The 26,625-nt window shown below is 68.7% G+C and carries 23 protein-coding genes; 19 read left to right on the plus strand and 4 right to left on the minus strand.

From position 1 onward, the window contains the following. Positions 1–4 precede the first annotated feature (4 nt). The 8 genes from DXT68_RS04415 (at position 5) to DXT68_RS04445 (ending at position 8,256) form a co-directional block, all read left to right on the plus strand. Complete coding sequence (locus DXT68_RS04415) at positions 5–1,048, plus strand: response regulator (protein WP_045253387.1); 1,044 nt, start codon at positions 5–7, stop codon at positions 1,046–1,048. Then, a complete protein-coding gene (locus DXT68_RS04420; protein WP_045253386.1) occupies positions 1,048–2,037 on the plus strand; it encodes an ATP-grasp domain-containing protein in 990 nt (329 codons plus the stop codon). The genes DXT68_RS04415 and DXT68_RS04420 overlap by 1 nt, the downstream gene beginning before the upstream one ends. Beyond that, positions 2,034–2,747 (plus strand): PHP domain-containing protein, encoded by a 714-nt coding sequence (locus DXT68_RS04425; RefSeq protein ID WP_045253385.1) that lies wholly within the window; start codon positions 2,034–2,036, stop codon positions 2,745–2,747. The genes DXT68_RS04420 and DXT68_RS04425 overlap by 4 nt, the downstream gene beginning before the upstream one ends. Then, a complete protein-coding gene (locus DXT68_RS04430) occupies positions 2,747–4,234 on the plus strand; it encodes a glycosyltransferase family 2 protein (protein ID WP_045253384.1) in 1,488 nt (495 codons plus the stop codon). Before DXT68_RS04425 ends, DXT68_RS04430 begins: the two co-directional genes overlap by 1 nt. Beyond that, complete coding sequence (locus DXT68_RS17065) at positions 4,231–4,374, plus strand: hypothetical protein (protein ID WP_167541587.1); 144 nt, start codon at positions 4,231–4,233, stop codon at positions 4,372–4,374. The genes DXT68_RS04430 and DXT68_RS17065 overlap by 4 nt, the downstream gene beginning before the upstream one ends. Then, a complete protein-coding gene (locus DXT68_RS04435; RefSeq protein ID WP_045253383.1) occupies positions 4,371–4,718 on the plus strand; it encodes a response regulator in 348 nt (115 codons plus the stop codon). The genes DXT68_RS17065 and DXT68_RS04435 overlap by 4 nt, the downstream gene beginning before the upstream one ends. Next, complete coding sequence (locus DXT68_RS04440; protein ID WP_045253382.1) at positions 4,715–6,499, plus strand: sensor histidine kinase; 1,785 nt, start codon at positions 4,715–4,717, stop codon at positions 6,497–6,499. Before DXT68_RS04435 ends, DXT68_RS04440 begins: the two co-directional genes overlap by 4 nt. 68 nt (positions 6,500–6,567) lie before the next feature. Further along, complete coding sequence (locus DXT68_RS04445; protein ID WP_045253381.1) at positions 6,568–8,256, plus strand: ABC-F family ATP-binding cassette domain-containing protein; 1,689 nt, start codon at positions 6,568–6,570, stop codon at positions 8,254–8,256. Between the two features lie 53 nt (positions 8,257–8,309). Here the strand turns inward: DXT68_RS04445 and DXT68_RS04450 are convergent, their stop codons facing one another. Continuing rightward, complete coding sequence (locus DXT68_RS04450; protein ID WP_045253380.1) at positions 8,310–9,389, minus strand: FAD-dependent oxidoreductase; 1,080 nt, start codon at positions 9,387–9,389, stop codon at positions 8,310–8,312. Between the two features lie 76 nt (positions 9,390–9,465). On the opposite strand from DXT68_RS04450, the gene DXT68_RS04455 reads away from it, so the two are divergent. From DXT68_RS04455 to DXT68_RS04465, 3 genes are all read left to right on the plus strand, one after another. Further along, positions 9,466–10,581 (plus strand): GuaB3 family IMP dehydrogenase-related protein, encoded by a 1,116-nt coding sequence (locus DXT68_RS04455; RefSeq protein ID WP_045253379.1) that lies wholly within the window; start codon positions 9,466–9,468, stop codon positions 10,579–10,581. Between the two features lie 59 nt (positions 10,582–10,640). Beyond that, on the plus strand, positions 10,641–11,393 hold the full coding sequence (locus tag DXT68_RS04460) for an SURF1 family protein (protein ID WP_045253448.1): 753 nt from the start codon (positions 10,641–10,643) through the stop codon (positions 11,391–11,393). Positions 11,394–11,628: 235 nt separating this feature from the next. Beyond that, positions 11,629–16,269 carry an ExeM/NucH family extracellular endonuclease gene (locus tag DXT68_RS04465; RefSeq protein ID WP_045253378.1) on the plus strand — a complete coding sequence of 1,547 codons (4,641 nt, stop codon included), beginning with the start codon at positions 11,629–11,631 and terminating at the stop codon, positions 16,267–16,269. A 98-nt stretch (positions 16,270–16,367) separates the two neighbouring features. Here the strand turns inward: DXT68_RS04465 and DXT68_RS04470 are convergent, their stop codons facing one another. Beyond that, positions 16,368–17,171, minus strand: a complete 804-nt coding sequence (locus tag DXT68_RS04470; protein ID WP_045253377.1) for a DeoR/GlpR family DNA-binding transcription regulator — start codon at positions 17,169–17,171, stop codon at positions 16,368–16,370. A gap of 249 nt (positions 17,172–17,420) precedes the next feature. On the opposite strand from DXT68_RS04470, the gene DXT68_RS04475 reads away from it, so the two are divergent. The 6 genes from DXT68_RS04475 to DXT68_RS04500 all read left to right on the plus strand — a co-directional run bounded on the left by DXT68_RS04475 (position 17,421) and on the right by DXT68_RS04500 (position 23,716). Next, positions 17,421–18,713 (plus strand): ABC transporter substrate-binding protein, encoded by a 1,293-nt coding sequence (locus DXT68_RS04475; protein ID WP_045253376.1) that lies wholly within the window; start codon positions 17,421–17,423, stop codon positions 18,711–18,713. 83 nt (positions 18,714–18,796) lie between these two features. After that, positions 18,797–19,720: a carbohydrate ABC transporter permease gene (locus tag DXT68_RS04480; protein ID WP_045253375.1), complete on the plus strand. Its 924-nt coding sequence runs from the start codon at positions 18,797–18,799 to the stop codon at positions 19,718–19,720. A gap of 2 nt (positions 19,721–19,722) precedes the next feature. After that, positions 19,723–20,568: a carbohydrate ABC transporter permease gene (locus tag DXT68_RS04485; protein WP_045253374.1), complete on the plus strand. Its 846-nt coding sequence runs from the start codon at positions 19,723–19,725 to the stop codon at positions 20,566–20,568. Positions 20,569–20,611: 43 nt separating this feature from the next. Further along, positions 20,612–21,475, plus strand: a complete 864-nt coding sequence (locus DXT68_RS04490; RefSeq protein WP_045253373.1) for a ketose-bisphosphate aldolase — start codon at positions 20,612–20,614, stop codon at positions 21,473–21,475. A gap of 28 nt (positions 21,476–21,503) precedes the next feature. After that, positions 21,504–22,727, plus strand: coding sequence for an ADP-dependent glucokinase/phosphofructokinase (locus DXT68_RS04495; protein ID WP_045253372.1), 1,224 nt, complete (start codon positions 21,504–21,506; stop codon positions 22,725–22,727). Next, complete coding sequence (locus tag DXT68_RS04500) at positions 22,724–23,716, plus strand: class I mannose-6-phosphate isomerase (RefSeq protein WP_045253371.1); 993 nt, start codon at positions 22,724–22,726, stop codon at positions 23,714–23,716. Before DXT68_RS04495 ends, DXT68_RS04500 begins: the two co-directional genes overlap by 4 nt. A gap of 9 nt (positions 23,717–23,725) precedes the next feature. Here the strand turns inward: DXT68_RS04500 and DXT68_RS04505 are convergent, their stop codons facing one another. Further along, a complete protein-coding gene (locus DXT68_RS04505) occupies positions 23,726–24,121 on the minus strand; it encodes a type II toxin-antitoxin system VapC family toxin (RefSeq protein WP_045253370.1) in 396 nt (131 codons plus the stop codon). Beyond that, positions 24,118–24,393 (minus strand): type II toxin-antitoxin system Phd/YefM family antitoxin, encoded by a 276-nt coding sequence (locus tag DXT68_RS04510; RefSeq protein WP_045253369.1) that lies wholly within the window; start codon positions 24,391–24,393, stop codon positions 24,118–24,120. The genes DXT68_RS04505 and DXT68_RS04510 overlap by 4 nt, the downstream gene beginning before the upstream one ends. 90 nt (positions 24,394–24,483) lie before the next feature. Between DXT68_RS04510 and DXT68_RS04515 the strand changes: the two genes are divergently transcribed. After that, positions 24,484–24,990, plus strand: a complete 507-nt coding sequence (locus DXT68_RS04515) for a DUF3817 domain-containing protein (protein WP_045253368.1) — start codon at positions 24,484–24,486, stop codon at positions 24,988–24,990. Then, positions 24,987–26,573 carry a glutamine-hydrolyzing GMP synthase gene (gene guaA, locus DXT68_RS04520; RefSeq protein ID WP_045253367.1) on the plus strand — a complete coding sequence of 529 codons (1,587 nt, stop codon included), beginning with the start codon at positions 24,987–24,989 and terminating at the stop codon, positions 26,571–26,573. Before DXT68_RS04515 ends, guaA begins: the two co-directional genes overlap by 4 nt. Positions 26,574–26,625 lie beyond the last annotated feature (52 nt).

Consider the following 26,625-nt stretch of genomic DNA (forward strand, 5'->3'; position numbering starts at 1 on the left):
ACACATGCCTCAGGATGCCCCACGCGTCCTGGTCGTCGATGACGACCCCGACGTCGCCCTTCTTGTGAAGACCGTTCTCGAGAGACGAGCCGGATGCGAGGTCGTGCTCGCCCACGACGGACGCACCGCCGTCGAGCGACTCTCGACGTTCACTCCCGATGTGGTCGTGACCGACATCGAGATGCCCGGCCTCGACGGACTCGAGCTGCTCGCCGAGCTGCGCCAGGCCGATCCGCGCCTTCCCGTGATCGTGATGACCGCCCACGTCTCCGTCGAGTACGCGGTCTCGGCGCTCCGCGCCCAGGCCGACGAGTTCCTCACCAAACCGCTCGACAACGCCCGTCTGGTCGAGGCCGTCACGCGGCTCGTCGCGGAGGGACGCGCGCGCAAGGAGGCGAGCCGCCCGCGCGAGGTCGTGCTCGCGATCGGTGCGCACCCCGACGACGTCGAGATCGGCGTGGGCGGCCTGCTCGCCGCCCACGCCCAGGCGGGCGACGAGATCACGATCCTCACGCTCTCCCGCGGGGCACGCGGCGGAGACGCCGAGAGCCGCCAGCACGAGTCGCTCGCCTCCGCCGAGATGCTCGGGGCGAGACTGTTCGTCAAAGACCTCGTCGACACGGAGATCTCCGGCGGCGGCGCCACCGTGCGGCTGATCGAGGAGGTCGTCGCGGAGGTCCAGCCGACCATCGTCTACACGCACTCCTCGAATGATCGGCACCAGGACCACCGCGCCGTCAGCGAGGCGACCATCGCGGCCACCCGCCGCGTCGGGACCGTCGCGTGCTACCAGAGCCCCTCTGCCACCATCGACTTCCGCCCGACCCGCTTCGTGCGCATCGATCAGTACATCGGGCACAAGCTGCGTCTGCTCGAGTGCTTCGGATCGCAGACGGCGACCCGCGACTACCTCGAGCCGGAGTTCGTCACCGCGACGGCGCGATACTGGTCGCGCTTCGGCGGGGGAGTGGCGATCGAGCCGCTGGAGGTCATCCGAGAGACCGCCGAGTTCATCGGCGCCCACGAACTCACACGTCTGGAGAACTGATGACCGCACGCGTACTCGTCACCGGAGCAGGCGGACCCGCCGGTGTCGCGGTGATCCGCTCGCTGCTTCGGCGCTCCGACCTCGAGGTCTTCGCCGCCGACATGGACGGCTGGGCGAGCGGGATCTACCTGGTGCCCGCGTCGCACCGGCGGCTCGTCCCCCCGGGTCGCGACGAGGACTTCGTCCCCGCGATCACGCGGATGGTCGCCGACGACCGCCTCGATCTCGTGATCTCGACGGTGGACGTCGAGCTGATCGCCCTCGCCGGACGCCGAGACGAACTCGCTCCCGCCGTGCTCGCCGCCCCCTCGCAGGACACCCTCTCGGTGGCACTCGACAAGATGCTCCTCGCCGAGCGGTGCGCGCCGACCGGGCTCACCCCGCGCACGGTGCTCGCCGGACCCGATGCGCAGGCTGTGGACTGGGAGTTCCCGGTGTTCGCCAAGCCGCGCCAGGGCGCGGGCAGCCGAGGGATCCGGCTGGTTCCCGACCGTGCCGCCCTCGACGAGCTCCCGACCGATGAGGGACTCATCGTGCAGGACTTCCTCCCCGGCGAGGAGTACTCGGTCGATGTGATCGCCGACGCCTCGGGAGCGGTCGTCGCCGCGGTGCCGCGCACCCGTGCCAGGGTCGACTCCGGTGTCGCGATCGCCGGACGCACGGTGCACGACGCCGAGCTCGAGGATGCCGCCGCCGAGATCGCCAGGGCGATCGGTCTGGTCGGTGTGGCCAACGTGCAGCTCCGCCGCGATCGCGCCGGGCGTGCCGTGCTGCTCGAGGTCAATCCGCGATTCCCCGGAGCGCTCCCGCTCACCATCGCGGCGGGCGTGGACATCCCCTCGCTGGTCGCCGACCTGTTCCTCGGCCGCGACCTCCCCGCGACGGTCGCGTTCCGCGAGGTCGCCTCGGTGCGGTACCTGGAGGACATCATCGTCGAGGTCGACGACATCCTCATCTCCGATCACGCGGGGCACCAGGAGGAGCTGTGACCCACCCCCTGCTGCGCGGCGACCACCACGTCCACTCGACGTTCTCGGACGACGCCGTCTCGACGCTCGCCGAGAACGTCGCGGCGGCCGCTGCGGTGGGACTCGAGACCGTCCGCCTCGTCGATCACGTGCGCCGGTCGACGACCTGGGTTCCCGAGTACCTCGAAGCCGTGCACGCGCTGCAGGTGCCCGAGGGGCTGACGGTGCTCACGGGCGTCGAGGCGAAGATCCTCGACGCGTCGGGCGAGCTCGACATCCCCGCGCTGCCTCGCGGAATCGACCGCATCCTGATCGCCGACCATCAGTTCCCCGGGCTCGACGGGCCCCTCGGCCCGTCGGCGGTGCGGGAGCGCATCGCCGAGGGCTGGTCGACCGACGACGTGCTCGACCAGTTCGTCGCGGCGCTCATCGCGGCGATGCAGCGCCACCCGGGCAATCAGCTCGCGCACTGCTTCTCGCTCCTGCCCAAGATCGGTCTGTCCGAAGACGATCTGGGGGTCGAGCGCATCGGCGCGTGGGCGGCGGAGGCCGCCCGGACCGACACGATGGTCGAGGTCAACGAGAAGTGGGTGTGCCCGGGGGTGACCGTGCTCGATGCGCTGCGCGACGCCGGAGCCGTCATCGTGGCATCGACCGACAGCCATGTCGCCGCCGACGTCGGTCGCTATCCGCGTCTCACCGCACTCCTCGACGGCGGGGACGCACCCTGATGCCCGTCCTGAACGGTGTCGAGACCGCGGTCGTGGTCGTCCTGCTCCTGTGTGTGCTGGTGGGCACGCTCCCGGTGATCAACACCGCGCTGCAGTTCCTCGTCCTGCCCCTGCACGCATTCCGCAACCACTACGGCAAGGCCGTGCCGTACCACCCGACGGTCGCGGTCCTGATCCCCGCGTGGAACGAGGGTCTGGTACTCGGCCAGGCGATCGATCGACTGACCCAGCTGGAGTACCCGGCAGATCGACTGCGCATCTTCGTCATCGACGACGCCTCGACCGATGACACTCCCGCAGTGGTCGCGGCCAAGGCTGCGGCGTACCCGGGGCGCGTGGTGCATCTGCGGCGAGACCAGGGCGGTCAGGGCAAGGCGCATACCCTGAACCACGGCCTCGATGTCGTGCTCTCGGACGACTGGACCGAGGCCGTGCTCATCATGGATGCCGACGTCATCTTCGCGCGCGACTCGCTGCGGAAGATGAGCAGGCACCTCGCTGATGAGAAGGTCGGGGCGGTGACCGCGTACATCGCGGAGGGCAGCCGCGACCGCAACTACCTCACGCGCTTCATCGCGATCGAGTACGTGATCAGCCAGCTCTCGGCGCGCCGCGCCCAGAACGTGGGCGGCGCGATCGCCTGCCTCGCCGGCGGAGCGCAGCTGCACTCGCGCGCGAACCTCGAGGCGATCGGCGGACGGATCCCGGTCGGCACTCTCGCCGAGGACACGATGACCACCTTCGAGGGGCAGCTGGCCGGGCGGCGGATGGTCTTCGAGCCGCACGCGGTGGTGCTGGCAGAGGAGCCGCGCGCCATCGACGGCCTCTGGAAGCAGCGCCTGCGCTGGGCCCGTGGCAACGTGCAGCTGACATCGATCTACCGGCATCTGTGGTTCCGCCCGAGCACGGTGCACAACCTGGGCAGCTTCGCGTTCGGGCTCGCGTGGTTCACGATCCTGCTCCTTCCGGCGTTCATGATCCTCGCGGCCTCCGCACTGCTCGTGCTGCTGCTCCTGCACAGCGACATCGCAGAGTTCGTCTTCCGGTTCATGTGGATCTTCGCCGCCTGCGTCCATCTCTTCTCGATGCTGTTTGCGGTGCAGCTCGACGCCCGGATCGGTCGCCAGTCCTGGCGCGAAGCCCTCATGTTCCCCGGCCTCGGTGCGCTGTTCCTGATGGCGGTAGCCCTGTTCCCGTGGCTCTTCGAAGCGGGGCTGAGCGAGCTCGGATTCGCGTTCACCGACGAGACGCGGTGGGGCTGGGCGGTGGTGTTCTATCTGTGGGGGCCACTCTCGCTGCTCGGGGTCTGGCTCGCGCGCGCGGTCGAGCCCCTGCCGGGCGGACGGTTCTTCGCGGGACTGCTGATCTATGTCTGCGGATACGGCTCGCTGCTGTGCGCCATCACCGTCGACTCGTACATCAAGGAATGGCGTCACGCCGACGCCGTATGGATCAAGACCGAGAAGATCGGACGGGTCGACTCATGACCGAAGCACCTTCACGCAGCGCCGAAGAGGAGGAGATCGCGACGGATGCCCGCCGCGAGAAGCGCCTCATCCCGCAGGCGCTTCGCGCTCTCGGCATCGTCGTGGTGATCGTCATCGTGCGAGAGCTGCTGCTCCGATGAGCGAGCGGCCGCTGGCCCTCGTCGTCGAGGACAGCCCGGACCAGATGGCTCTGCTGCGGAGGTACCTGGACCGCGAGGGCTTCGACGTGCTCTCCGCGGTCGATGCCGAATCCGCGATCTCGGCCTTCGCGGACATCTCGCCCCTCGTGGCCGTGATCGATCTGCTGCTTCCCGGCATCACCGGCGCCGAGTGCGCACGCCTCGTGCGGGCGCGCTTCCCCGAGTGCTATCTGATCGTGAGCTCGGTGCTCGATGAGGCCGACTATCCCGATGCGGATGCCGCGCTGCCGAAGCCGATCGTCGGCGCGGACCTTCGACGACTGCTCGCAGAGGTACGCCGATGAGGACCACCGCCCTCGTCCAGGCGAAGGTGGAGCGCGGCTGGCGACGGTACTTCGACGACCCGACGCCGCTGATGAAGCAGGCGCCGACCGCGATCGCTGTGGGCGTCGCCGCGGTTCTCGTCGCGAGCCTGCCGGGATCCCTGGTGACCTACCTCGACGCGGTGATCGTCGGGGTGTCGCTCGTCGGCCTCATGACCGTGCTCGCCGCGGTGCTGAGCGCCCGCGGCGTCTACGACGGCTGGGTGGTGATGCTGGTCCCGATGATCGACCTGCTCGGCATCGGCGCACTGCGGGCCGGCACCGGCGGGGCCACGTCGATGCTGGGTTCGCTGGTGCTGCTCCCGGTGATCTGGATCGCCGCAGCGCCGGGCTTCCGCCAGGTCTTCATCGTCGCGGGTTTCACCTCGATCGCTCTGCTGATGCCGTACCTGGTCGATCCGCCCGTCGACCCGATCGAGTGGCTCCGCGGCATCATCGGACCGTTCGTCTTCGCCACCGTCGGGGCCATCGTGAACGAGATGTCACGGCTGCAGCGGCTGCGCACCTCGCAGGCGGAGGCGCTCGTCACCGAACGCACCGCGGCCCTCGTCGCGAACCAGGCGATGCTCGAGAAGCTGAGCGCCAGCGAGCAGCAGTACCGAACCCTGTCGGAGTCCTTCACCAGCGTCTGGAACTCGATCACCGGGCAGGCCGTGATCGCCATCGACAGCGGCGGCATGGTCTCGGCCTGGAATCCCGGTGCCGTACGTCTGCTCGGTCTGTCCGAGCACGAGGCGCTCGCAGGGGTCCGTGTCGAGCGGTTCCTCCAGCCGACGGTGCTCCGGCAGTTCGCGCCCGCGGGGGCCGAGCGTGCCGCCGATCAGGTGCATCCGGGGCTGCGGGCGCTCTTCGACGAGGCGGATGCGGGGCTGACGGTCGACACCCGCGTCGACGTCTCGACCGCGGCGGGCTCGACCGTGCCCGCGCGGGTGACGCTGACCTCGCACCAGGACACCCACGGCTCGCAGCACGGGTACCTGCTCGTCATCACCGATGAGACACGGGCCGTCGAGGTCGCGCGCATGAAGGATCAGTTCGTGGGCATGATCTCGCATGAGCTGCGGACGCCGCTGAGCGCGATCATCGGCTTCCTCGACCTTCTGCAGAACGATCCGGCGCAACCGCTGACGGCCGACCAGCAGGAGTTCGTCGACATCATCGAACGCAATGCGCAGCGACTGCTGAACCTCGTCGGCGATCTGCTCTTCACCGCTCAGGTGGATTCGGGACGCTTCCCGCTGGAGCGCCGGGAGACCGACGTCGTCGATCTCGTCCGCGAGGCGGTGGCGTCCTCCGGGCCGCACGCGCAGCGCGAGGGGATCGACATCACGGCGGAGGTGCCTGATGCGCCCGTGTGGATCTCGGTCGACGCGGGACGGATCGGCCAGGCGCTCGACAACCTGCTCTCCAACGCGATCAAGTTCACCGGCGACGGCGGGCGCGTGAGCGCGGCCGTGCGCGTGCTCGACGGCACGGTCGAGCTCGCCGTGCGCGACACCGGCGTCGGCATCCCCGAAGACGAGCAGGGCATGCTGTTCACCCGCTTCTTCCGGGCGTCGACCGCGACCCGCAATGCCGTGCCCGGTGTCGGCCTCGGACTCACGATCACGCGCGCCATCGTGCTCGCCCACGGCGGATCGATGGAGGTGGCGAGCAGCGAAGGCGTCGGCACGGAGTTCCGGATGCTGCTCCCCGCCACCCCGCGCACCGAGGTCGTCAAGGTGGTCGACTACCGGGAGTGATCGTCGTCGTCGCCCGATCCTGATAGCCTGGTCGGCTCGCCAGGCGGGCGGAAGGACGGCCACGCACGGTGGGATACATAGATGTGACGGGGGTCTCGCTGACCCTCCCCGACGGCAGACCTCTGCTGGACGAGGTGACGTTCCGCGTCGGCTCGGGGTCGACGAGCGCGCTGATCGGTCCGAACGGCGCGGGCAAGACCACGCTGCTGCGCATCATCCGCGGTGACCTGGCACCGGATGAGGGCGTCGTCACGATCGACGGCGGTCTCGGCGTGATGGACCAGTTCGTCGGGCACGGTGAGCCCGGCCAGACCGTGCACGAACTGCTGGTGCGGGTCGCTCCGCGTCGGATCCGTCAGGCGGCCGAGGCTCTGGAGGCTGCCGAGAACGCGCTGATCGCGCGCGACGAGCACGACACGCAGATGGCGTACGCCACGGCGATCGCGGAGTACGCGGACGCCGGAGGATACGAGCACGAGACCGTCTGGGACCAGTGCACGGTCGCGGCCCTCGGGGTGTCGTTCGATCGTGCCCGCTACCGCGAGCTCACCACGCTGTCGGGCGGAGAGCAGAAGCGTCTCGCTCTGGAGGCGCTGCTGCGCGGTCCCGACGGCGTGCTGCTGCTCGACGAGCCGGACAACTACCTCGACGTGCCGACCAAGCGCTGGCTCGAGGAGCAGCTGCGCCAGACGCCCAAGACGGTGCTGCTGGTGTCGCACGATCGAGAACTGCTCGCGCGCGGCGTCGATCGGCTGGTGACCCTCGAGCCGGGCGGCGCCGGGGCCACGGCGTGGGTGCACGGCGGCGGCTTCTCGACGTACCACCGTGCACGCGCAGACCGGATGGACCGCCTCGACGAGCTGCGTCGTCGCTGGGACGAACAGCACGAGAAGCTGCGCACCCTGGTGGCCACGCTCAAGGTGAAGGCGTCGGCGAACGACGGCTTCGCGTCGAGGTATCAGGCGGCCCAGACGCGTCTTCGGCGGTTCGAGGATGCCGGCCCGCCGGAGGAGAGGCCGCCCGCGCAGGACTTCGACATGCGATTGCGCGGCGCGCGCACCGGCAGACGCGCGGTGGTCGCGCAGGGGCTCGAGCTCACCGACCTGATGCGGCCCTTCGACGCCGAGATCTGGTACGGCGACCGTGTCGCCGTGCTGGGGTCGAACGGATCGGGCAAGTCTCATTTCCTCCGCCTGCTCGCCCGTGGCGGCACCGACCCCGACCCCGCGCGAGGACATGTCACCTCGACGGGGGAGCAGCTCGAGGCCGTCCGTCACACCGGCAGGGTCACGCTGGGGGCGCGGGTCGTTCCCGGGCTGTTCGCGCAGACGCACGCGCATCCGGAGTTCGTCGGCCGCACCCTGCTCGAGATCCTGCATCGCGGCGACGAACGGCGTGCGGGGATGCCGCGCGATGCCGCCAGCTCGGCGTTGGACCGCTACGGTCTCGTGCGTCAGGCGCAACAGGGATTCGAGTCCCTGTCCGGCGGGCAGCAGGCGCGGTTCCAGGTGCTGCTGCTCGAGCTCTCGGGCGCCAGTCTGCTGCTGCTCGACGAACCCACCGACAACCTCGACATCGAGTCGGCCGAGGCGCTCGAGGATGCGCTGACCCGGTTCGACGGCACCGTGCTGGCGGTCACACATGATCGCTGGTTCGCGCGGTCCTTCGATCGGTTCCTGGTGTTCGGCTCCGACGGGGAGGTGTACGAGGCCGACGCCCCCGTGTGGGACGAGGGGAGGGTCGTGCGCAGCCGCTGAGCGCACTGGGGGCGCCCGCTCCACCGCAGTGGTGAGGATGCTCGAGGTGCGGTTCAGCGCAGGCGGAAGGGCTCGGCCGCCCGCGCCGACGGATCCACGACCAGATCGGCCAGGACGCCGCCGATGGCGGGAGCGAACTTGAAGCCGTGTCCCGAGAACCCCGCCCCCACCACGATGCGCCCGCGGCGATCGAGTACGAAGGCGCTGTCGTCGGTCGAGGTGTACGTGCAGCTGATCGGCACGGCGGATGCCGGGTCGAGGCCCGGCATCCACTCGCCGACGTAGTCGGCCAGCGACTCCGCGTGGGTCGTCATGTGCGGTCTGCCGTCGGGATCCACGACGTCGCCCACGCCGTGGAACCCCACCTTCACCCCCTCGCCGGGAGTCGGCATCCCGTAGACGGTCCCGGGATACCGGCCGGCGTCGAGATAGTGATTGAGCGAGGGCCAGTCGGCGCGACCGACGGGGAAGAAATGCGCCGGAGTCTCCTCGGTCACCCGGAGCCGGGGGAGCGGGAGGTCGGGCAGCATCCGCCGCGTCCACGCGCCGGCCGTCACCACGACGGTCTCGGCGCGGATCGTGCCGGTGTCGAGCACGAGGTCGACACCGGCGTCCGTCTCCTGCACCCGGGACACCGGGGTGCCCCATCTCACCTCGCCCCCGCCCTGCGCGATCCGACGCTCGAGCTCGACGAGCGTGGCGCTCGCCCGCGCGACACCGGCGTCCTGTGAGAACAGCACCGGGGCATCGAACCGCATGCCCGACCAGCGGGAGGCCGCATCCCGCGCAGACAGGATGCGGGCGTGGATGCCGCGCTCGTCCAGCCGCTGCGCGATGCGGGCGATGTCCACCGCACCGTGCGTGACCAGCCCGTGCAGACGCAGCAGCGGCGCGCCGTCGACGTCGCCGAGGGCGTCCCAACCGGCCTTCGCGCGCACGAGCAGATCGAGATAGTGCTCCTCGTCGTACGCGTTGTTGAAGTTGCGGGTCGCGCCGTGGGACGCGCCCTGGTGATGCCCCCGCGTGAATCTCTCGAAGACGACGGGGGAGAGACCGCGGCGGGTGAGCTCCCAGGCCGTCGCGAGTCCCATCACGCCGCCGCCGACGACCGCGACCTCCACCGCATCCGACATGGTGCCTCCCGTCCTCGCCTCCAGTCTTCCAGCCGTGGGCGGTGTCTCGCGCGCCCGGTAGGCTTACGGGGTGACCATGGAGATCGAGCTGGGCCGAGGCAAGCGCGCGCGTCGCGCGTACACGTTCGACGACATCGCGGTGGTGCCCTCGCGGCGCACCCGCAACCCGGAGGATGTGTCGACGGCCTGGACCATCGACGCGTTCGGCTTCGGCATCCCCGTGCTCGGTGCCCCGATGGACTCGGTCGTCAGCCCGCAGACCGCGATCATGCTCGGGCAGCTGGGCGGACTCGGCGTCCTCGACCTCGAGGGGCTGTGGACGCGGTACGACGACCCCGAGCCGCTGCTGGCGGAGATCGCCGGCCTCGACGAGGGGCAGGCGACGGCGCGCATGCAGGAGCTGTATGCCGAGCCGATCAAGCCGACCCTGATCACGCAGCGCCTCGCCGAGGTCCGTGAGGCCGGCGTGACGGTCGCCGGCTCCCTCACTCCGCAGCGCACGCAGGAGTTCTACGACACCGTCGCGGCGGCCGGGGTCGACCTGTTCGTGATCCGCGGCACCACGGTGTCCGCCGAGCACGTGTCGAGCGTCGACGAGCCGCTCAACCTGAAGAAGTTCATCTACGACCTCGACGTTCCCGTGATCGTCGGCGGCGCGGCCACATACACCGCCGCCCTTCATCTGATGCGCACCGGCGCCGCCGGCGTGCTCGTCGGCTTCGGCGGGGGAGCGGCCTCGACCACGCGGGCGACCCTCGGCATCCACGCGCCGATGGCGACGGCCGTGTCCGACGTCGCCGCCGCCCGGCGCGACTACCTCGACGAATCGGGCGGACGCTACGTGCACGTCATCGCCGACGGTGGCGTCGGCACCTCGGGCGACATCGTCAAGGCGCTCGCGATGGGCGCCGATGCCGTGATGCTCGGCGTCGCCCTCGCCCGGGCCACCGATGCCCCCGGCCGCGGGTTCCACTGGGGTCCCGAGGCCCACCACCCGAAGCTCCCGCGCGGGCGTCGCGTCGAGGTCGGCGGCATCGGCACGCTCGAGGAGATCCTCTACGGTCCCGCGCCCGTCGCCGACGGCACCGCGAACCTGATCGGCGCGCTGCGCAAGTCGATGGCCACCACCGGATACTCCGACCTCAAGGAGTTCCAGCGGGTCGAGGTCGTCCTCGCACCCTACGAGGCCTGAGGGTCCTGCACGACGCCGTGAGTGCTCCCGCTCTGTTCCCGCCGACCCTCCGCGAGGTCATGCTCCGCGGACGCTGGATCGGGATGCTGGTGCTGTGCCTGGTCGTCGCCGGCGTGTTCGCGTGGCTCGGTCAGTGGCAGCTCGAGCGCGCGATCGAGACCGATCCGCCCCCGGCGGGCGTGACCGAGGAGCTGCGTCCGCTGACCGACGTGGTCGAACCAGGCGTCTATCTTCCCGAACCCCTGGTCGGCCAGCAGGTCGAGACGTCCGGAACCTGGATCGCCGACGACTTCCTCGTCGTGTCGAGCCGGTTCAACGACGGCGTCGAGGGGTACTGGGTGACGGGGCAGCTCCGGGTCGCGGAGCGCACGTCGATCGCGGTCGCGATCGGCTGGACCGCTGACCGCGAGGTCGCGGAATCGGCGATCGACGAGCTGGATTCCGGCCCGTCGTCGGCGACGATCATCGGACGTCTCATCTCCGACGAGGGCACGACGCTGCCGCCCGCGGACGATCCGCAGCGCATGGACCGGATGTCACCCGCCGCTCTGCTCAGCCACTGGCACGACACGGACCAGCTCGACGTGTACCGGCCCTACCTCGCCTCGGTGACGGCCACGGCGGGCCTCGCCGACATCGCCTCCCCGGCGCCCGAGGAGCTGTCGCCGGTGAACTGGCTCAACGTCTTCTACGCGGTGGAGTGGGCGATCTTCGCCGGCTTCGCGTTCTACCTCTGGTACCGGTTGGCGAAGGACGCCTGGGAGCGCGAGGTCGAGGAGTTCGACGACGCGGCCGCGGGCGAGACGACCTGACCGACCGCGCGTCTGCGCGACCTCGGTTGCGCATCCGAGCGGGGATGCGTCCGGTATTCCACCTTCGTCGGGGGTGTCTTCCGACGTTCGGTGAGGGCTTGGTTACCAATCGGGAAACTCCGTTGAGGTTGTCCGAGGGCCTCCGTAGGCTCGCTCACATGTGCGTCAGCTGAGTGCGCGCAGCCGCGGTTTCACGAGAGCCGCCGCCGGAAGATACCCCGAGGAGACAACACAGATGATGTCCGCTCCCGACGCCGTGAACCACGAGGTTCCCGGGTCTGATCGCAGAAGTCGGGGGCGTCTCGGCGTTCTCGCCGCCACCTGCGTCGCCGCCCTGGGCGCCAGCGCCCTGATCGCCGCGCCCGCCTCCGCCGATGTCGCGGGCACAGGGGTGGTCATCAACGAGGCGTACCTCTCCGGCGGCAGCGCCGGTGCCGCGTTCACCAACAAGTTCGTCGAGCTCTACAACCCGACTGCCGCTCCCGTGACCCTCGACGGTCTCTCGCTGCAGTACCGGTCCGCGACCGGCACGGGTGCCTCCAACGGCGTCGCGCCGTTGACCGGCGTCATCCCGGCGGGCGGGCACTACCTCGTGCAGGCGGGCAGCAACGGCGCGAACGGCGCGGCTCTGCCGGCCGCCGACGCGGTGAGCACGCTGAACCCGAGCGGCACCAACGGCACTCTGGCCCTCGTCGAGGGAACCGCCGCCGTCACCTTGACCCCGGGCTCGATCACGGGCGTCGACGGCGTCATCGACGTGCTCGGCTACGGCACCTCGAACACCTTCGAGAAGACCGCGGCGACGCCCCCCACCGGCAACACCGACGTCAAGTCGCTGAACCGCACCGAGGGCAAGGACACCGACGACAACCGCGCGGACTTCGCGCTCTCGGCGACCATCACTCCGCAGAACTCCGGAGGCACGGATCCCGGCACCGACCCGGGAACCGACCCCGGCACCGACCCGGCCGCCGTGTCGATCGCCGAGGTGCAGGGCACGACCGATGTCTCGCCGCTGAACGGCCAGACCGTCACGGTGCAGGGCATCGTCACGGCCGACCACCGCACCGGCGGGTACAAGGGCATCGTCATCCAGACCCAGGGGTCGGGCGGCGCCACCGATGCGACCCCCGGTGCCTCCGACGGTGTCTTCGTGTTCCTGAACGCCCTGGCCCCCACGCTCGAGATCGGCGATCTCGTGTCGGTCACCGGAGGGGTCAGCGAGTACTTCGGGCAGACGCAGATCAACCCGACCGCGCTCTCCGGCATCTCGGTCGTGCAGGCCGCGGTGGGCGTTCCCGAGGTGACGCCGCTCCCCGACACCGTGGTGGGCGCCGACCGCGAGCAGTTCGAGAACATGCTCGTGGCTCCCGAGGGCACGTACCGCGTGGCCTCCAGCCACCAGCTCTACAACTTCGGGGCGCTGTGGCTCAACGCCGGTGCAGACCTGAACGTCAAGAGCACCGAGCTCGCGCGTCCGGGCGACGAGGCGGCGGCGATCGCCGCCGCCAACCGCGCCAACCGCATCCTGCTCGACGACGGATGGTCGATCCAGGTCACCAACAACGGCCACCCCAATGACCAGCCGTACTTCACGAAGGACCTCGTGGTCCGCAACGGTGACACCGTCGACTTCAGCGACCGCGGCTACGTGCTGCAGTACGGCTTCGACGACTGGCGCCTGCAGCCGGTGGTGCCGATCGACAGCACCTCGCCCGCCGACCTGAAGGCCGGCTTCACCGCGACCAACCCGCGCAGCGACTCGGCTCCGTCGGTCGGCGGTGACGTGCAGGTGGCGTCGTTCAACGTCTTCAACTACTTCACGACGCTGAAGAGCACGAACTCGAACGCCAGAGGCGCGGCGAACGCGGCGCAGTTCGAGATCCAGAAGTCGAAGATCGTCGCCGCCATCAACGGCCTCGACGCCGAGATCGTGTCGCTGATGGAGATCGAGAACTCGATCAAGCTCGGAGGCTCTCTCGACGAGGCACTGGCCGACCTGGTCGACGGTCTCAACGACGCACTCGGCGACGACGTGTGGGACTACGTGCGCACCCCCGCCGAGTTGAACGACGCGGCGACGACCGACTTCATCACGAGCGCCATCATCTACAAGAAGGGTGCGGTCGACACGGTCGGCGACAGCCTGACGGTCAGGGATGAGAGCGTCTGGGGCAACGCCCGCGAGCCGATCGCGCAGGCGTTCGACATCGACGGACGCATCGTCACCGTGGTGGCGAACCACTTCAAGTCGAAGTCGGCGCCCGAGGGCGGCGGTGCGGAGCCGGCCGATGGTCAGGGCTTCTTCAACGCCGATCGTGTGAAGCAGGCGAACTCGCTCAAGGCCTTCACCGACGAGATCGAGCAGACCACCGGCAGCGCCGACATCCTGCTCATCGGCGACTTCAACGCCTACGCCAAGGAAGACCCGATCGACGTCTTCACCTCGGCGGGGTGGAGCGATGTCGCGCGGGAGAAGGCACCGGACCAGCACACGTACTCGTTCGACGGCGAGCTCGGCTCGCTCGACCACGTGCTGGCATCGCCGTCGCTCTCGGCATCCATCACCGGTGCGGGAGTGTGGAGCATCAACTCCCCGGAGTGGAGCGATCGCGGCTACGCGTTCGGCGCCACCGAGGCGGGGACGCCGTTCCGCTCCAGCGACCACGATCCGATCATCGTGGGCGTCTCGTCCGCGGTGCCGCCCGTCAGCATCGACGTCGTGACGATCAACGACTTCCACGGTCGTATCGAGGCCGACGGTGCCGCCGCGGGTGCCGCGGTCGTCGCCGGAGCCGTCAAGCAGTTCCGCGAGGCGAACCCGAACACGATCTTCGCCGGTGCCGGCGACCTGATCGGCGCGTCGACGTTCACGTCCTTCATCAACGACGACAACCCGACCATCGACGCGCTCAACGCGGCCGGTCTCGATGTCAGCGCGGCGGGCAACCACGAGTTCGACCAGGGCTGGGAGGACCTGCGCGACCGTGTGCAGGACCGCGCGGACTGGGAGTACATCTCGTCGAACGTCTTCCTGACCGAGACGGGCGAGCCCGCGCTCGCACCGGCCTGGGTCAAGGAGCTCGACGGCGTGCGCGTCGGCTTCGTCGGAGCCGTCACCGAGGATCTCGACTCGCTCGTGTCGCCCGAGGGCATCGCAGGGCTCGAGGTGCGCAGCATCGCCGACTCGGTGAATGCGGTGGCCGACGACCTGCGCGACGGCGACGACTCCAACGGCGAGGCGGATGTCGTCATCCTGCTCGTGCACGAGGGCGCCGAGAGCACCGAGCTGTCGGCGATCACCCCGACCTCGCCGCTGGGCGAGATCGTGTACGGGGTCGACGACGATGTGGACGCGATCGTCTCGGCGCACACCCACCTCGCGTACAACCACGTCATCGACGGTCGCCCCGTCGTGTCGGCGGGGCAGTACGGCGAGAACCTGGGTCTGATGAACCTCCAGGTCGACCCGAAGACGAAGGAGCTGCTCTCGATCACCAACGAGATCAAGCCGCTCACCTCGGCCGGCCAGCCGCTGTACCCGGCTGTTCCGGAGGTGGCCGACATCGTCGCCAAGGCGAAGGCCGAGGCCGATGTTCTCGGAGCGGTGAAGGTCGGAGACATCACGGCCGACTTCAACCGCGCCCGTCAGTCGAACGGCTCCGAGAACCGCGGTGGAGAGTCCACCATCGGGAACTTCGTCGCCGACGTGCAGAAGTGGTCGACCGGGGCCGACATCGCTCTGATGAACCCGGGTGGAATCCGCGCCAACCTCACGTACGCGTCGTCGAACGCGAACGACCCGGCGGGCAACGTCACCTATCGCGAGGCGGCGACGGTGCAGCCGTTCGCCAACACGCTGGTCACGCTGGCGCTCACCGGAGCGCAGCTGAAGGGCGTGCTCGAGGAGCAGTGGCAGCCGGCGGGATCGGCTCGTCCGTTCCTCAAGCTGGGGGTGTCCGAGGGGCTGGTCTACACGTACGACCCCGCGGCCGCTCAGGGCTCGCGCATCACGTCGATCACTCTCGACGGCACCGCGATCGACCCGACCGCGAACTACACGGTGGCCGCCAACTCGTTCCTCGCGGCGGGTGGCGACAACTTCGGCACCTTCAAGTCCGGAGCGGGCAAGCGCGACACCGGCAAGATCGACCTGCAGTCCATGGTCGACTGGTTCGATGCGAACAAGACCGCGACTCCCGATCTCGCGCAGCGAGCGGTGGGCGTCTCGGTCAGTGCTCCGGATGCCGACGGCTACCGCGCCGGCGACCAGGTGACCGTCGCTCTCTCGTCGCTGGCCTTCAGCGCGGGTGAGCAGGCGCCGGGAGAGGTGACGCTGTCTCTCGGAGAGGCGCAGCTCGCCTCGGGTGCCGTCGATCCGACGATCGTCGACACCACCGATGAGGCGGGGCGTGCGTCGCTGACCTTCGCGGTCCCCTCGGGGATCTACGGGGCACAGCAGCTCACGGTCTCCGTGGCCGGCACGGGCACGACCGTGCAGGTGCCGTTCACGATCGCCGGCGAGGAGGAGCCCGAGCAGTTCGCGGGCACCATCGAGCTCGGGTCCTCGAAGGTGGCGGCGGGCAAGAAGCTGCAGATCAACGGAGAAGGCTATGTGGCGGGTGAGACCGTGACCATCGAGCTCCAGCCCAAGAAGGGCAAGCCGGTCGAGGTCGGCACCGTCCAGGTGGGCGTCGACGGCACGTTCAGCACCTCGGTGACCGTGCCGAAGAGCGCGCCGTCCGGCAAGTACACCGTTTCGGTGGCGCAGGCGGACGGCGATGCGGCGACCGCCACGGTCACCGTGAACCGTCCAGGCGGCATCATCGGCGCGATCCTGGACTGGCTCTGGGACCTGCTCACACGGTGGTTCTGACGCTGAACGCACGGTGACACAGGCGAAGGCCGCCGGGAGCGATCCCGGCGGCCTTCGTCGTGCCCGGCGGCCTTCTTCGTGCCCGGCGGCCCAGCGGCTCAGCCGCTGATGACCTCGACCTCCGCCTGTGCGAGCGCAGCGGCGAAGTCGGACGTCGGCGCGGTGTCCGTCACGAGGTAGTCGACGCGGTCGAGCGTCGTCACCTGTGCGAAGAGCCGGCGACCGAACTTCGACGAGTCGGCGAGGATCGCCGTGCGCTCCGCCCGCTGGATCATCTCGGCCATCATGTTCGCGTCGCCCATGTTCGACGTCGAGAACCCGGCCTCGTCGATCGCGCCCACCGCGATGAGTGCGAGATCGCACCGGATGTCGACCTCGGGCCCTCCCGGCGTCATGGTGAACGTCACCGGTCCCGTCGTCGCCTGGGTGATCGCCCGCACGGCCCCGCCGAACACGTACAGGTCGCGGAATGCGGAGGGCGGGATCTCCGCGGGGATGCGGAGATTGTTCGTGGCGATCGTGAGGTCGCGGTGCGAGCGCAGCGCGCGGGCGAGGGCGAGAGTGGTCGTGCCGGCGTTGATCATCACGACCGCACCGTCGTCGATCAGGCCGGCGGCGAGGCGCGCGATCTTCTCCTTCTCCTCGGTCTGCATCCGCAGACGCACGTCGAGCGCGCGATCCTTGAGCTGGCCTTCCGCGCTCATCGCGCCGCCGTGGGTGCGGATCACGACGCCTTCGCGGTCGAGCTGATCGAGGTCGCGCCTGATGGTGTCGATCGAGACGTTGAAGTGCTCGGCGAGCCCGCCGACGGTGACTTCGCCCACCTGCTCGACGTAGGCGGCGAGATCTGCCTTGCGGCCGGCGGGGAGTCGGCGCTTCGGCGTCGATGCGGTTGCTTCCATGCACACATCTGTAGCACATCGCCGCACGGAACGCCGCAGATCAACGCAGAAAGCTGCAATCGTCGACGTACAGTAATGGGGGCCCGAGAGTGACCACGACGGGGCTACAGTCGAGGAAATCTGTAGTTACAACTCGGATATCCGCAGGAAAACTCTTGACTATCTTGCAAATGTCGGCATAACATGGCTCAAAACCGCACGAACAAGCATCGAAGCGCGTGTGCGGCACGATCTCGAAGAGGAGAAGTGATGATCACAGTGGGGCGAGGGCGACGCATTCTGAAGCTCGCCGGCGCAGCGACGGCAGCCGTGACGGTTCTGGCCGTGGCAGGGTGCGCGGCGGGCGACAGCGGAACCGGCGCGAGCGACGGCGACGTGACGATCGAGTTCGCGCAGTGGTGGGAGCCCGAGCTCCCCGACGGCGAGTTCCAGGGGCTCATCGACGAGTTCGAGGACGCGAACCCGGGGATCACGGTCAAGCTCGTGAGCGGTCCGTACGCCTCGACCAAGGAGCAGCTGTTCGCCGGCGCCGCCTCGGGCACGATGCCCGACGTCGTCGGACTCGACGGCGCGTGGGTGAACGACTTCGCCTCGCAGGGGGTGATCGCCGATCTCAGCGCACTGATGAAGGAGAACGACTACGACGACAGCGAGCTGGCGAGCCAGATCCAGGTCGACGGCAGCACCTACATGATCCCGGTCGTCAACTTCGTGTACCCGATGTTCACGAACGACACGCTGCTGGCCGAGGCCGGCGTCACCGCGCCCCCGACGACCCGCACGGAGTTCGCGGATGCCGCGGCGAAGGTCTCCGCTCTGGGCGACGACGCCTCCGGCTGGGTTCTTCCGCTGTCGCTCGAGGCGCCCAACGGCGTGCAGAACGACGTCATGTCGTGGGTGTGGGCATCCGGTGGTTCGATGCTCAAGGACGGTCAGCCCGACCTGACGAACGCCGATGTCACCTCGGCCGTCGACTTCATCGGCGACATGTGGGACGCGGGATCGATCGCCTCGGGCTCCTTCACGATGAAGGAGCAGGACAAGGTCGAGGAGTTCACCAACGGCCGCGTCGGCATGATGATCGACTCCCTCGCGCACATCAACCTCATCCGCGAGACCAACCCGGATCTGAAGTTCTCGATCTCCGCCCTCCCGGCGGAGGACGGCTACGACGGCGAACGAGGCATCCCCTACGCATCCTGGGGCATCGGCGTCGCCGAGAACTCCGAGCACAAGGACGCCGCGTTCAAGCTCGTGTCGTTCCTGATGAGCGAGAAGACCAACTCCGAGCTCTCGACGATGGCGAAGGCGTTCCCCGGCAACTCGAAGTCGGTGCCGGATTTCGTGAACGACGACGAGCTGTTCAAGACGGCCTTCGACATCTACCAGGCGGGCTACCCCGCCAACGAGTTCACCGGACTCCCGGTCGCCGAAGAGCTGATGCGTCAGCTCGGGGAGCAGCTGCAGTCGGCCTTCGACGGCCAGCAGTCGATCGACGACGCGCTCGACAAGGCGCAGGAGTCCTGGAAAGCGGAGTTCTGAGTCTTCCGCTTCCCGTCTGAACGGGGTGCCGCATCGTCCCCGATGCGATGCGGCACCCGACCAATCAAGGAGCCACGCGTCCCATGAGTCTGAGAACGTCCGACGACACCGAGGTGATCGTCACCGGGGTCCCGCTGTCGCGCCGCCGGCGCCAGCTGCGCAAGACCACCGAGTCGTACGCCTTCCTCTCGCCCACGATCATCCTGCTGTTCGTGCTGATGATCGTTCCGATCGTCATGGTGATCGGGTACTCCTTCCAGGACAACGTGATCCTGAACAAGTCCCCCGAGTTCGTCGGCATCGCGAACTATGTCGAGATCCTGTCCGACCCGCGCTTCTGGAAGGCCACGGGCAACACGATCCTCTTCACGGTGACGAGCGTGGTCGCGCACCTCGTCCTCGGACTCACCTTCGCGATGATGCTGAACAGCCCGCTGCTCGGCCGCTTCTCGAGGTCGTTCTTCCGGGCCCTCTACATCCTGCCGTGGCTGTTCACGGTCGCCGTGATCGCCGTGCTCTGGCGGATGCTGCTCGCCCCCAACGGCGTGGTCAACTTCCTCCTCAACACGGACATCGAGTGGCTCGCCTCACCGCAGCTCGCGCTGGGCACCATCATCTTCATCAACATCTGGGCCGGCTACCCGTTCTTCATGGTGAGCCTTCTCGCCGGTCTCCAGGGCATCCCGAACGAGCTCAACGAGGCGGCGACCGTCGACGGCGCCGGCGCCGTGCAGAGGTTCTGGAACGTCACCATCCCGCAGCTGCGCCCCATCATCGTCAGCCTCGTGCTGCTCGATCTGATCTGGACCTCCCAGCAGTTCGCGCTCATCTGGATGACGACCGGTGGCGGCCCCATCGACGTCACCGAGGTGCTCAGCACCTTCACCTACAAGCTGGCCTTCGCCAAGTACGACTTCTCGCTCGCCGCCACGTCGGCCGTGCTCGTCCTGCTCATGTCGATGGTCCTCGCCGTCTTCTACGTCCGTCACCAGAAAGCGAGGGACTGATCGTGGCTCTCACCATCGTTGCCCAGCGCCGCGTCGCGAAGACCGGCGTGACGATCGGACTGATCCTCGGGGCGGTCTTCGCCGCCGGCCCCGTGCTGTGGATGCTGTCGAGCTCGTTCAAGTCGAACACGCAGATCTTCGAGCTGCCGCCGCGACTGATCACCGACACGTTCTCGTTCGACGCCTACGTCGCGATCTTCACCAACCCCGAGACGATGCGATTCTTCCTGAACAGCTACATCGTCGCCGGCGCGGTCACCATCCTCACCCTCCTCGTGGCGATCCAGGCGGCGTACGCGTTCAGCCGCTTCGACTTCCGCGGCAAGCGCATCCTGAACGTGGTGATCGTGAGCGTGCAGGCCGTGCCGCCCATCACCCTGCTCATCCCGTACTTCGGACTCATGGTGGCCCTCGGGCTCTACAACTCGTACCTCGGGCTGATCCTCACGTACATGGTGTTCACGCTGCCCTACGCGATCATCATGATGACCGGGTACTTCAACACGCTGCCCAAGGAGCTCGACGAGGCCGTGCGGGTCGACGGTGCGGGGTCGATGACCGCGCTGTGGCGCATCCTGGTGCCGATCTCGATCCCCGGCATCGTCTCGGTCGGCATCTACACGTTCATGATCGCGTGGAACGAGTACCTGTTCGCGCTGACGCTGACGCGCACGATCGACATGCGCACGGTGCCCATCGGCATCCAGCTGCTCATGGGGCAGCACTCGTACGAGTGGAACCAGATCATGGCCATGAGCGTGCTCGGGTCGATCCCGGTGCTCGTGCTCTTCCTCTTCTTCCAGCGCTACTTCATCGGCGGCCTCACGGCCGGTTCCGTGAAGAGCTGATCCGTCCGACCTCGACTTCACCCCCACGAAACAGGAGAAACACGTGCTCTACACCGGCAAATCCATCCTCGACGTCGCCAACGAACACAACTTCGCGATCCCCGCGTTCAACATCAGCGACTGGGCGATGTTCACCGGCATCATCGACATCAGCGAGGAGCTGGATGCCCCCGTGATCATCGCCATCCACCCCGACGAGGTGTCGCACGTCACGACGGATCTGATCGCCGCCATGCACTCGCGCGCGCACCGGGCGAGCGTCCCCGTGGCGATCCACTGGGACCACGGCGGCACGTACGAGCAGATGATCACCGCCATCAAGTCCGGCTTCACCTCGGTCATGATCGATGCCTCTCTGCTGCCGTTCGAGGAGAACGTCGCACTGACGCGCAAGGTCGTCGAGGCGGCGCACGCCGTGGGCATCCAGGTGGAGGGCGAGCTCGGCACCATCGGCGCGAACGACAGCTACGGCGAGTCGGGAGCGGCCGAGATCATCTACACGAACCCGGACGACGCGGTGCGCTTCGTGCAGGAGACGGGCGTCGACAGCCTGGCGATCGCGATCGGCACCTCGCACGGGCTGTACCCGAGTGACAAGAACCCCGAGCTGCGCCACGACCTCCTCGAGCAGATCAAGGCGGCCGTCGGCATCCCCCTCGTGCTGCACGGCGGGTCGTCGAACCCCGATGCAGAGCTCAAGCGCGCGGTCGAGCTGGGTGTGAACAAGATCAACATCTCGAGCGACATCAAGGTCTCGTACCACAACCGCATGCGCGAGATCCTCGGCACCGATGAGCGTCTGCGCGAGCCGAACGCGATCCAGCCCGAACCGATCGCCGCCATGAAGGCGACCGCGGCGGAGAAGATCAGACTGTTCGGCGCAGACGGCAAAGCCGAGCTGTACTGACCAGGGCCACGAGGAGGACGATCGTCGGATGATCGGTGAAGCGGGCGTGGCAGCACGCGACAGGCAGCTCGTGCTCGGACTCGGCGGAACGGTCGACTTCGAGCTCCGGTGGGATTCCGCCGTGGTCGAGCGACTCGCGCGCGAGCTGCGCGTGCGTCGACACGAGCTGACGCCCTCGGCGCCGATCACCGACGAGCGCTCCCTTCTGGTGACCATCCTCGCCTTCGTGGCGGCCGGCACGGGCGCGGAGCGGTTCGTCGCCTCGTCCGAGATCCTGGAGCGGTTCGCGGGGCACTTCGCCTACGACGTGACCCTCGGCGGCACGGGGGTGCGGGCGGGGCTGGTGCTCGACAGTCTCGGCATCCCCAGCGTCCAGCATCTGGTGAGCATCGACGACAACGTGCGACGGCTGCTGCCGTCCACCATCACCGTGCTGTCCTCCGCCACGCACGACACGCTCGACCCCCACCTGATCGTGCAGTATCCGGTGGGGGCGACCGTGCGCCTCGTCGACGGAGACATCGTCTCGCCTGCAGCCAATCGGCTGATCTTCGCGAACGATCCGCCGAACCGCGAGATGGTGATCGCGGAAGGCCTTGCGGATGCGCTCGCCACGGCATCCGCGTTCCTGATCTCCGGGTTCAACACGATGCAGGACCATTCCCTGCTCGAGGCGCGTCTCGACGACATCGCTCGCGCGCTGCCTCGACTCCCCGCGGACGCGCTGGTCTACTACGAGGACGCGGGCTTCTACACGCGCGCGTTCGCCGAGACCGTGCGCGGGCGGCTGCTGCCGAGCATCCACGTGTACGGGATGAACGAGGACGAGCTGCAGGAATACGTCGGGCATCCGGTGAACCTGCTCGATGCGGCCGACGTCACGCGCGCGCTGGAGGAGGTGCAGCGGATCATCCCGGTCCCGGCGCTCGTCGTGCACACCCGGTACTGGGCGATCGCCGTCGGCCCGCAGTCCGCACGTCATCGAGAGGCGCTCGAGAGCGCCGTCCGCGTCGCCGCCACGCGCTACCGCGTCGGCGACGGCTTCACGCCGGAGGAAGCAGCGGCGACGGCGTCGATGCCGCAGCATTCCGGCGGCGCGCAACTGGTCGCAGAGGTCGAGAAGAGCATCACGGATGCCGTCGGCGTGCCCGCCTTCTCGCTCGACGTCGCGCATCCCACGACGATCGGCCTCGGCGACAGCTTCGTCGGGGGATTCCTCGCCGTGCACGCCGTCGAGGGAGCGCGCCGGTGAACCCGATACTGCTGCCCTCCAACCGTCCGCCCGAGCGCTTCTACCGCGGCGGGGCGCGGATCGACGCCTTCCGCCGCGAGCACGGAGCCGCCGAGCGGGTCCCGGAGGACTGGGTGGGATCGACCACCACCATCCGCGGGGAGGAGACGCTCGGACTCACGACGCTCCCGGACGGACGTGTGCTGCGCGACGCCGTGGAGGCGGATCCGGTCGGGTGGCTGGGCGCCGCGCACGTCGAGCGGTGGGGCGCCGACACCCGGCTGCTGGTGAAGATCCTCGATGCCGGTCAGCGCTTGCCCGTGCATGCGCATCCGCATGACGACTTCGCCGCGAGCCACCTGGGTCGCGCGCACGGCAAGGCCGAGGCGTGGTACATCCTCGAGGGCGGCACCGTGCACGTCGGTCTGCGTGAGGACGTCGACCTGACCCGCCTCTCGACGCTGGTGTCGGGGCAGGACGTCGAGGTGCTGCTCGGTCTGCTGCACGCGATCGACGTGGCGCCGGGCGATGTCGTCTGGGTGCCTCCCGGCGAGCTCCACGCGATCGGCGCCGGAGTGCTGCTCCTCGAACTCCAGCAGCCCGAGGACCTGTCGATCCTGCTCGAGTGGCACGGCTTCGCGATCGACGGACCGGCTCTCGGCCATCTCGGGCTGGGCTTCGATCTCGCCCTCACCGCCGTGAACACCCGGGCGCGCAGTCTCGAGGGCATGCGCGATCTCGTGCGGTCCGCGCCGGCGAGCGGGTCCGTGTTCCCGCACGACGCGGATCCGTACTTCCGACTCGAACGGATGCGGGTCGACGGGGCCGCGGTGGTGGACCGGGGGTTCTCGATCGTGGTCGTCACGGACGGGGCACTCGAGATCGGTGTCGCGGGGGCGGCGGGGGAGCGGCTCCGCTCCGGCAGCACTCTCCTCGTCCCCTGGAGTGCGGGAGACCTCGACGTCGCCGGCGTCGGCGAGCTGCTGATCGCCCGACCCCCGGCCGCGTAGTGAGGGGCGTCATACCCAGTCGGCGCAGGACACCTCGGGATACTCCAGGATTCGCCGGTCTGCGGTGACGAGGATCAGCCCGTCGAGCTGCGCCTGAGCGACGAGCATCCGATCGAAGGGATCTCGGTGCTCCCAGGCGAGTTCGCCGGCGAGTCGCATGTGCGCGGAGGTGAGGGGGAGTTCCGTCGCGAACATCAGGTCCATCAGGGTCTGCCATCGGGTGAGCACTCTCCCGCCGTGCGGCAATCGCCCGAGGCGGGTCTTCTGCGCGATCTCGAAGGAGCTGGCCGCGGAGACCACGACGGAGTCGGCCGCGGCGAGGTCGTCACGAACGGCACGGGGCACCCGCTCCGGATCCGTCGCCAACCACAGCACGACGTGCGTGTCGAGAAGGAACGCGCTCACCGCGGTGCCGAGGTCAGAGGGTCGTCGCCGTGGCCGACCTCCCAGTCCGCCAGTTCGCTGTGCGGTGCATCGTCGAACAGCGCCTCGCCGGAGATCGGCGGGATCTCGGGGAGCAGAGCCGTCTCGAAGGTGCGGCGCCGCGGAGTGGCCGCACTGATCCGGGCGATCGGCGCTCCTGCGCGCGCGATCACGATCTCCTCTCCGGACTCCACCCGCCTCAGCAGCTCCGAGAGGCGCGTCTTGGCGTCCTGCACGTTCACGATCGTCGTCATTCGCCAAGGATACGCCTGGTCTGGTCAAGGTGACCAGACCAGGCCGACTCTCTCGTTCATCCGGAATTCCACGCCGACTAGACTGAGGGCATGCCCGAACCGAAAGTCGCCAGCTTTCCGGCGATCCGCGGTGCGCTGAAGTTCTACCAGATCGCGTCGATCATCACCGGAGTCATGCTGCTCCTGCTGCTGACCGAGATGGTGCTGAAGTACACGCCGATCCACCTCGAACTCTTCCTCGGGGGCTCCGGAGGACCGCTCTGGTTCGCGGGCGTCCTCGCGGGGCCGGACTGCCAGTGGTGGTCGCTGTTCGCTCCGATGACCAATTCCTGCGAGATGACCTCGCTGGGTGACGGGTTCAACCTGTCGCTGTTCATCCTCGTCGCGCACGGCTGGTTCTACGTGGTGTACCTCTTCGCGTGCTTCCGCATGTGGAGCCTGATGCGCTGGCCGTTCCCCCGCTTCATCCTCCTGGCCCTCGGTGGTGTGATCCCGCTGCTCTCCTTCTTCATGGAGAACGTGGTCGCCCGCGAGGTCAAGACCTATCTCTCCACTCGAGAGGCCGCACAGGCCCCCGCCCCGGAAGGTGTCCGTTGACCGAGCAGTCAGAGACCCAGCAGCGCCCCACGCTCGTCGTCGATTTCGGCGCGCAGTATGCGCAGCTGATCGCCCGCCGAGTGCGTGAAGCCGGCGTGTACAGCGAGATCGTGCCGCACACGGCCACCGCCGAGGAGATCGCGGCGAAGAACCCGGTCGCGATCATCCTCTCCGGCGGGCCGTCGTCGGTGTACGAGGAGGGGGCTCCGCGCCTCGATCCCGCGGTGTTCGAGCTCGGGGTTCCGACGCTCGGCATCTGCTACGGCTTCCAGTACATGGCGCAGACCCTCGGCGGCGAGGTGGCGAACACCGGCCTGCGCGAGTACGGCGCGACCGATGCGGTCATCACGGGCGACGGCGGCACGCTGCTCGGCGGCCAGCCTGCAGAGCAGAACGTGTGGATGAGCCACGGCGACCAGGTCGCGAAGGCTCCCGAGGGCTTCGAGGTGCTCGCGACCACCGAGGCGACCAAGGTCGCCGCCTTCGCGGATCCGGCGCGCGGGTTCTACGGCGTGCAGTGGCACCCCGAGGTGAAGCACTCCGACCACGGCCAGCAGGTCATCGAGAACTTCCTGCACCGCGGTGCGGGTCTCGCCTCCGACTGGAATCCCGACAACGTGATCGCCGAGCAGGTCGCACGCATCCGCGAGCAGGTGGGCGACGCCCGCGTGATCTCCGCGCTCTCGGGCGGCGTCGACTCCGCCGTCTCGACCGCGCTCGTGCACAAGGCCATCGGCGATCAGCTCACGGCGGTGTTCGTCGACCACGGCCTGCTGCGCAAGGGCGAGCGCGAGCAGGTCGAGAAGGACTACGTCGAATCGACCGGCGTCCGCCTCATCACGGTCGACGCGGCCGAGACGTTCCTGGGGCACCTCGCCGGGGTCACCGACCCCGAGGAGAAGCGCAAGATCATCGGTCGCGAGTTCATCCGCGCGTTCGAGAAGGTGCAGCTCGACCTCGTCGCCGAGGCCAAGGCCGCGGGCGGCGCACCGGTCAAGTTCCTCGTGCAGGGCACGCTCTACCCCGACGTCGTCGAGTCCGGCGGCGGAGCGGGTACCGCCAACATCAAGTCGCACCACAACGTGGGCGGACTGCCCGACGACCTCGACTTCGAGCTGATCGAGCCGCTGCGGGCGCTCTTCAAGGACGAGGTCCGTGCGATCGGCCGTGAGCTCGGCATCCCCGAGGCGATCGTCGGACGCCAGCCGTTCCCCGGGCCCGGTCTCGGCATCCGGATCATCGGCGAGGTCACGCAGGATCGCCTCGAGATCCTGCGTGAAGCCGATGCGATCGCGCGGGAGGAGCTCACCAAGGCGGGACTCGACCAGGACATCTGGCAGTGCCCGGTGGTGCTGCTCGCCGACGTGCGCTCCGTGGGCGTGCAGGGCGACGGACGCACGTACGGGCACCCCATCGTGCTGCGCCCGGTCTCGAGCGAAGACGCCATGACCGCCGACTGGACGCGCCTGCCGTATGACGTGCTGTCGAAGATCTCGAGCCGCATCACCAACGGCGTCCGTGACGTCAACCGCGTGGTGCTCGATGTCACATCGAAGCCGCCGGGAACCATCGAGTGGGAGTGATCTCTCGCGGATGACGCCGAACGGGCACGGACCAGCACGGTCCGTGCCCGTT

The organism is Microbacterium foliorum (assembly GCF_003367705.1).
Classification (GTDB): domain Bacteria; phylum Actinomycetota; class Actinomycetes; order Actinomycetales; family Microbacteriaceae; genus Microbacterium; species Microbacterium foliorum.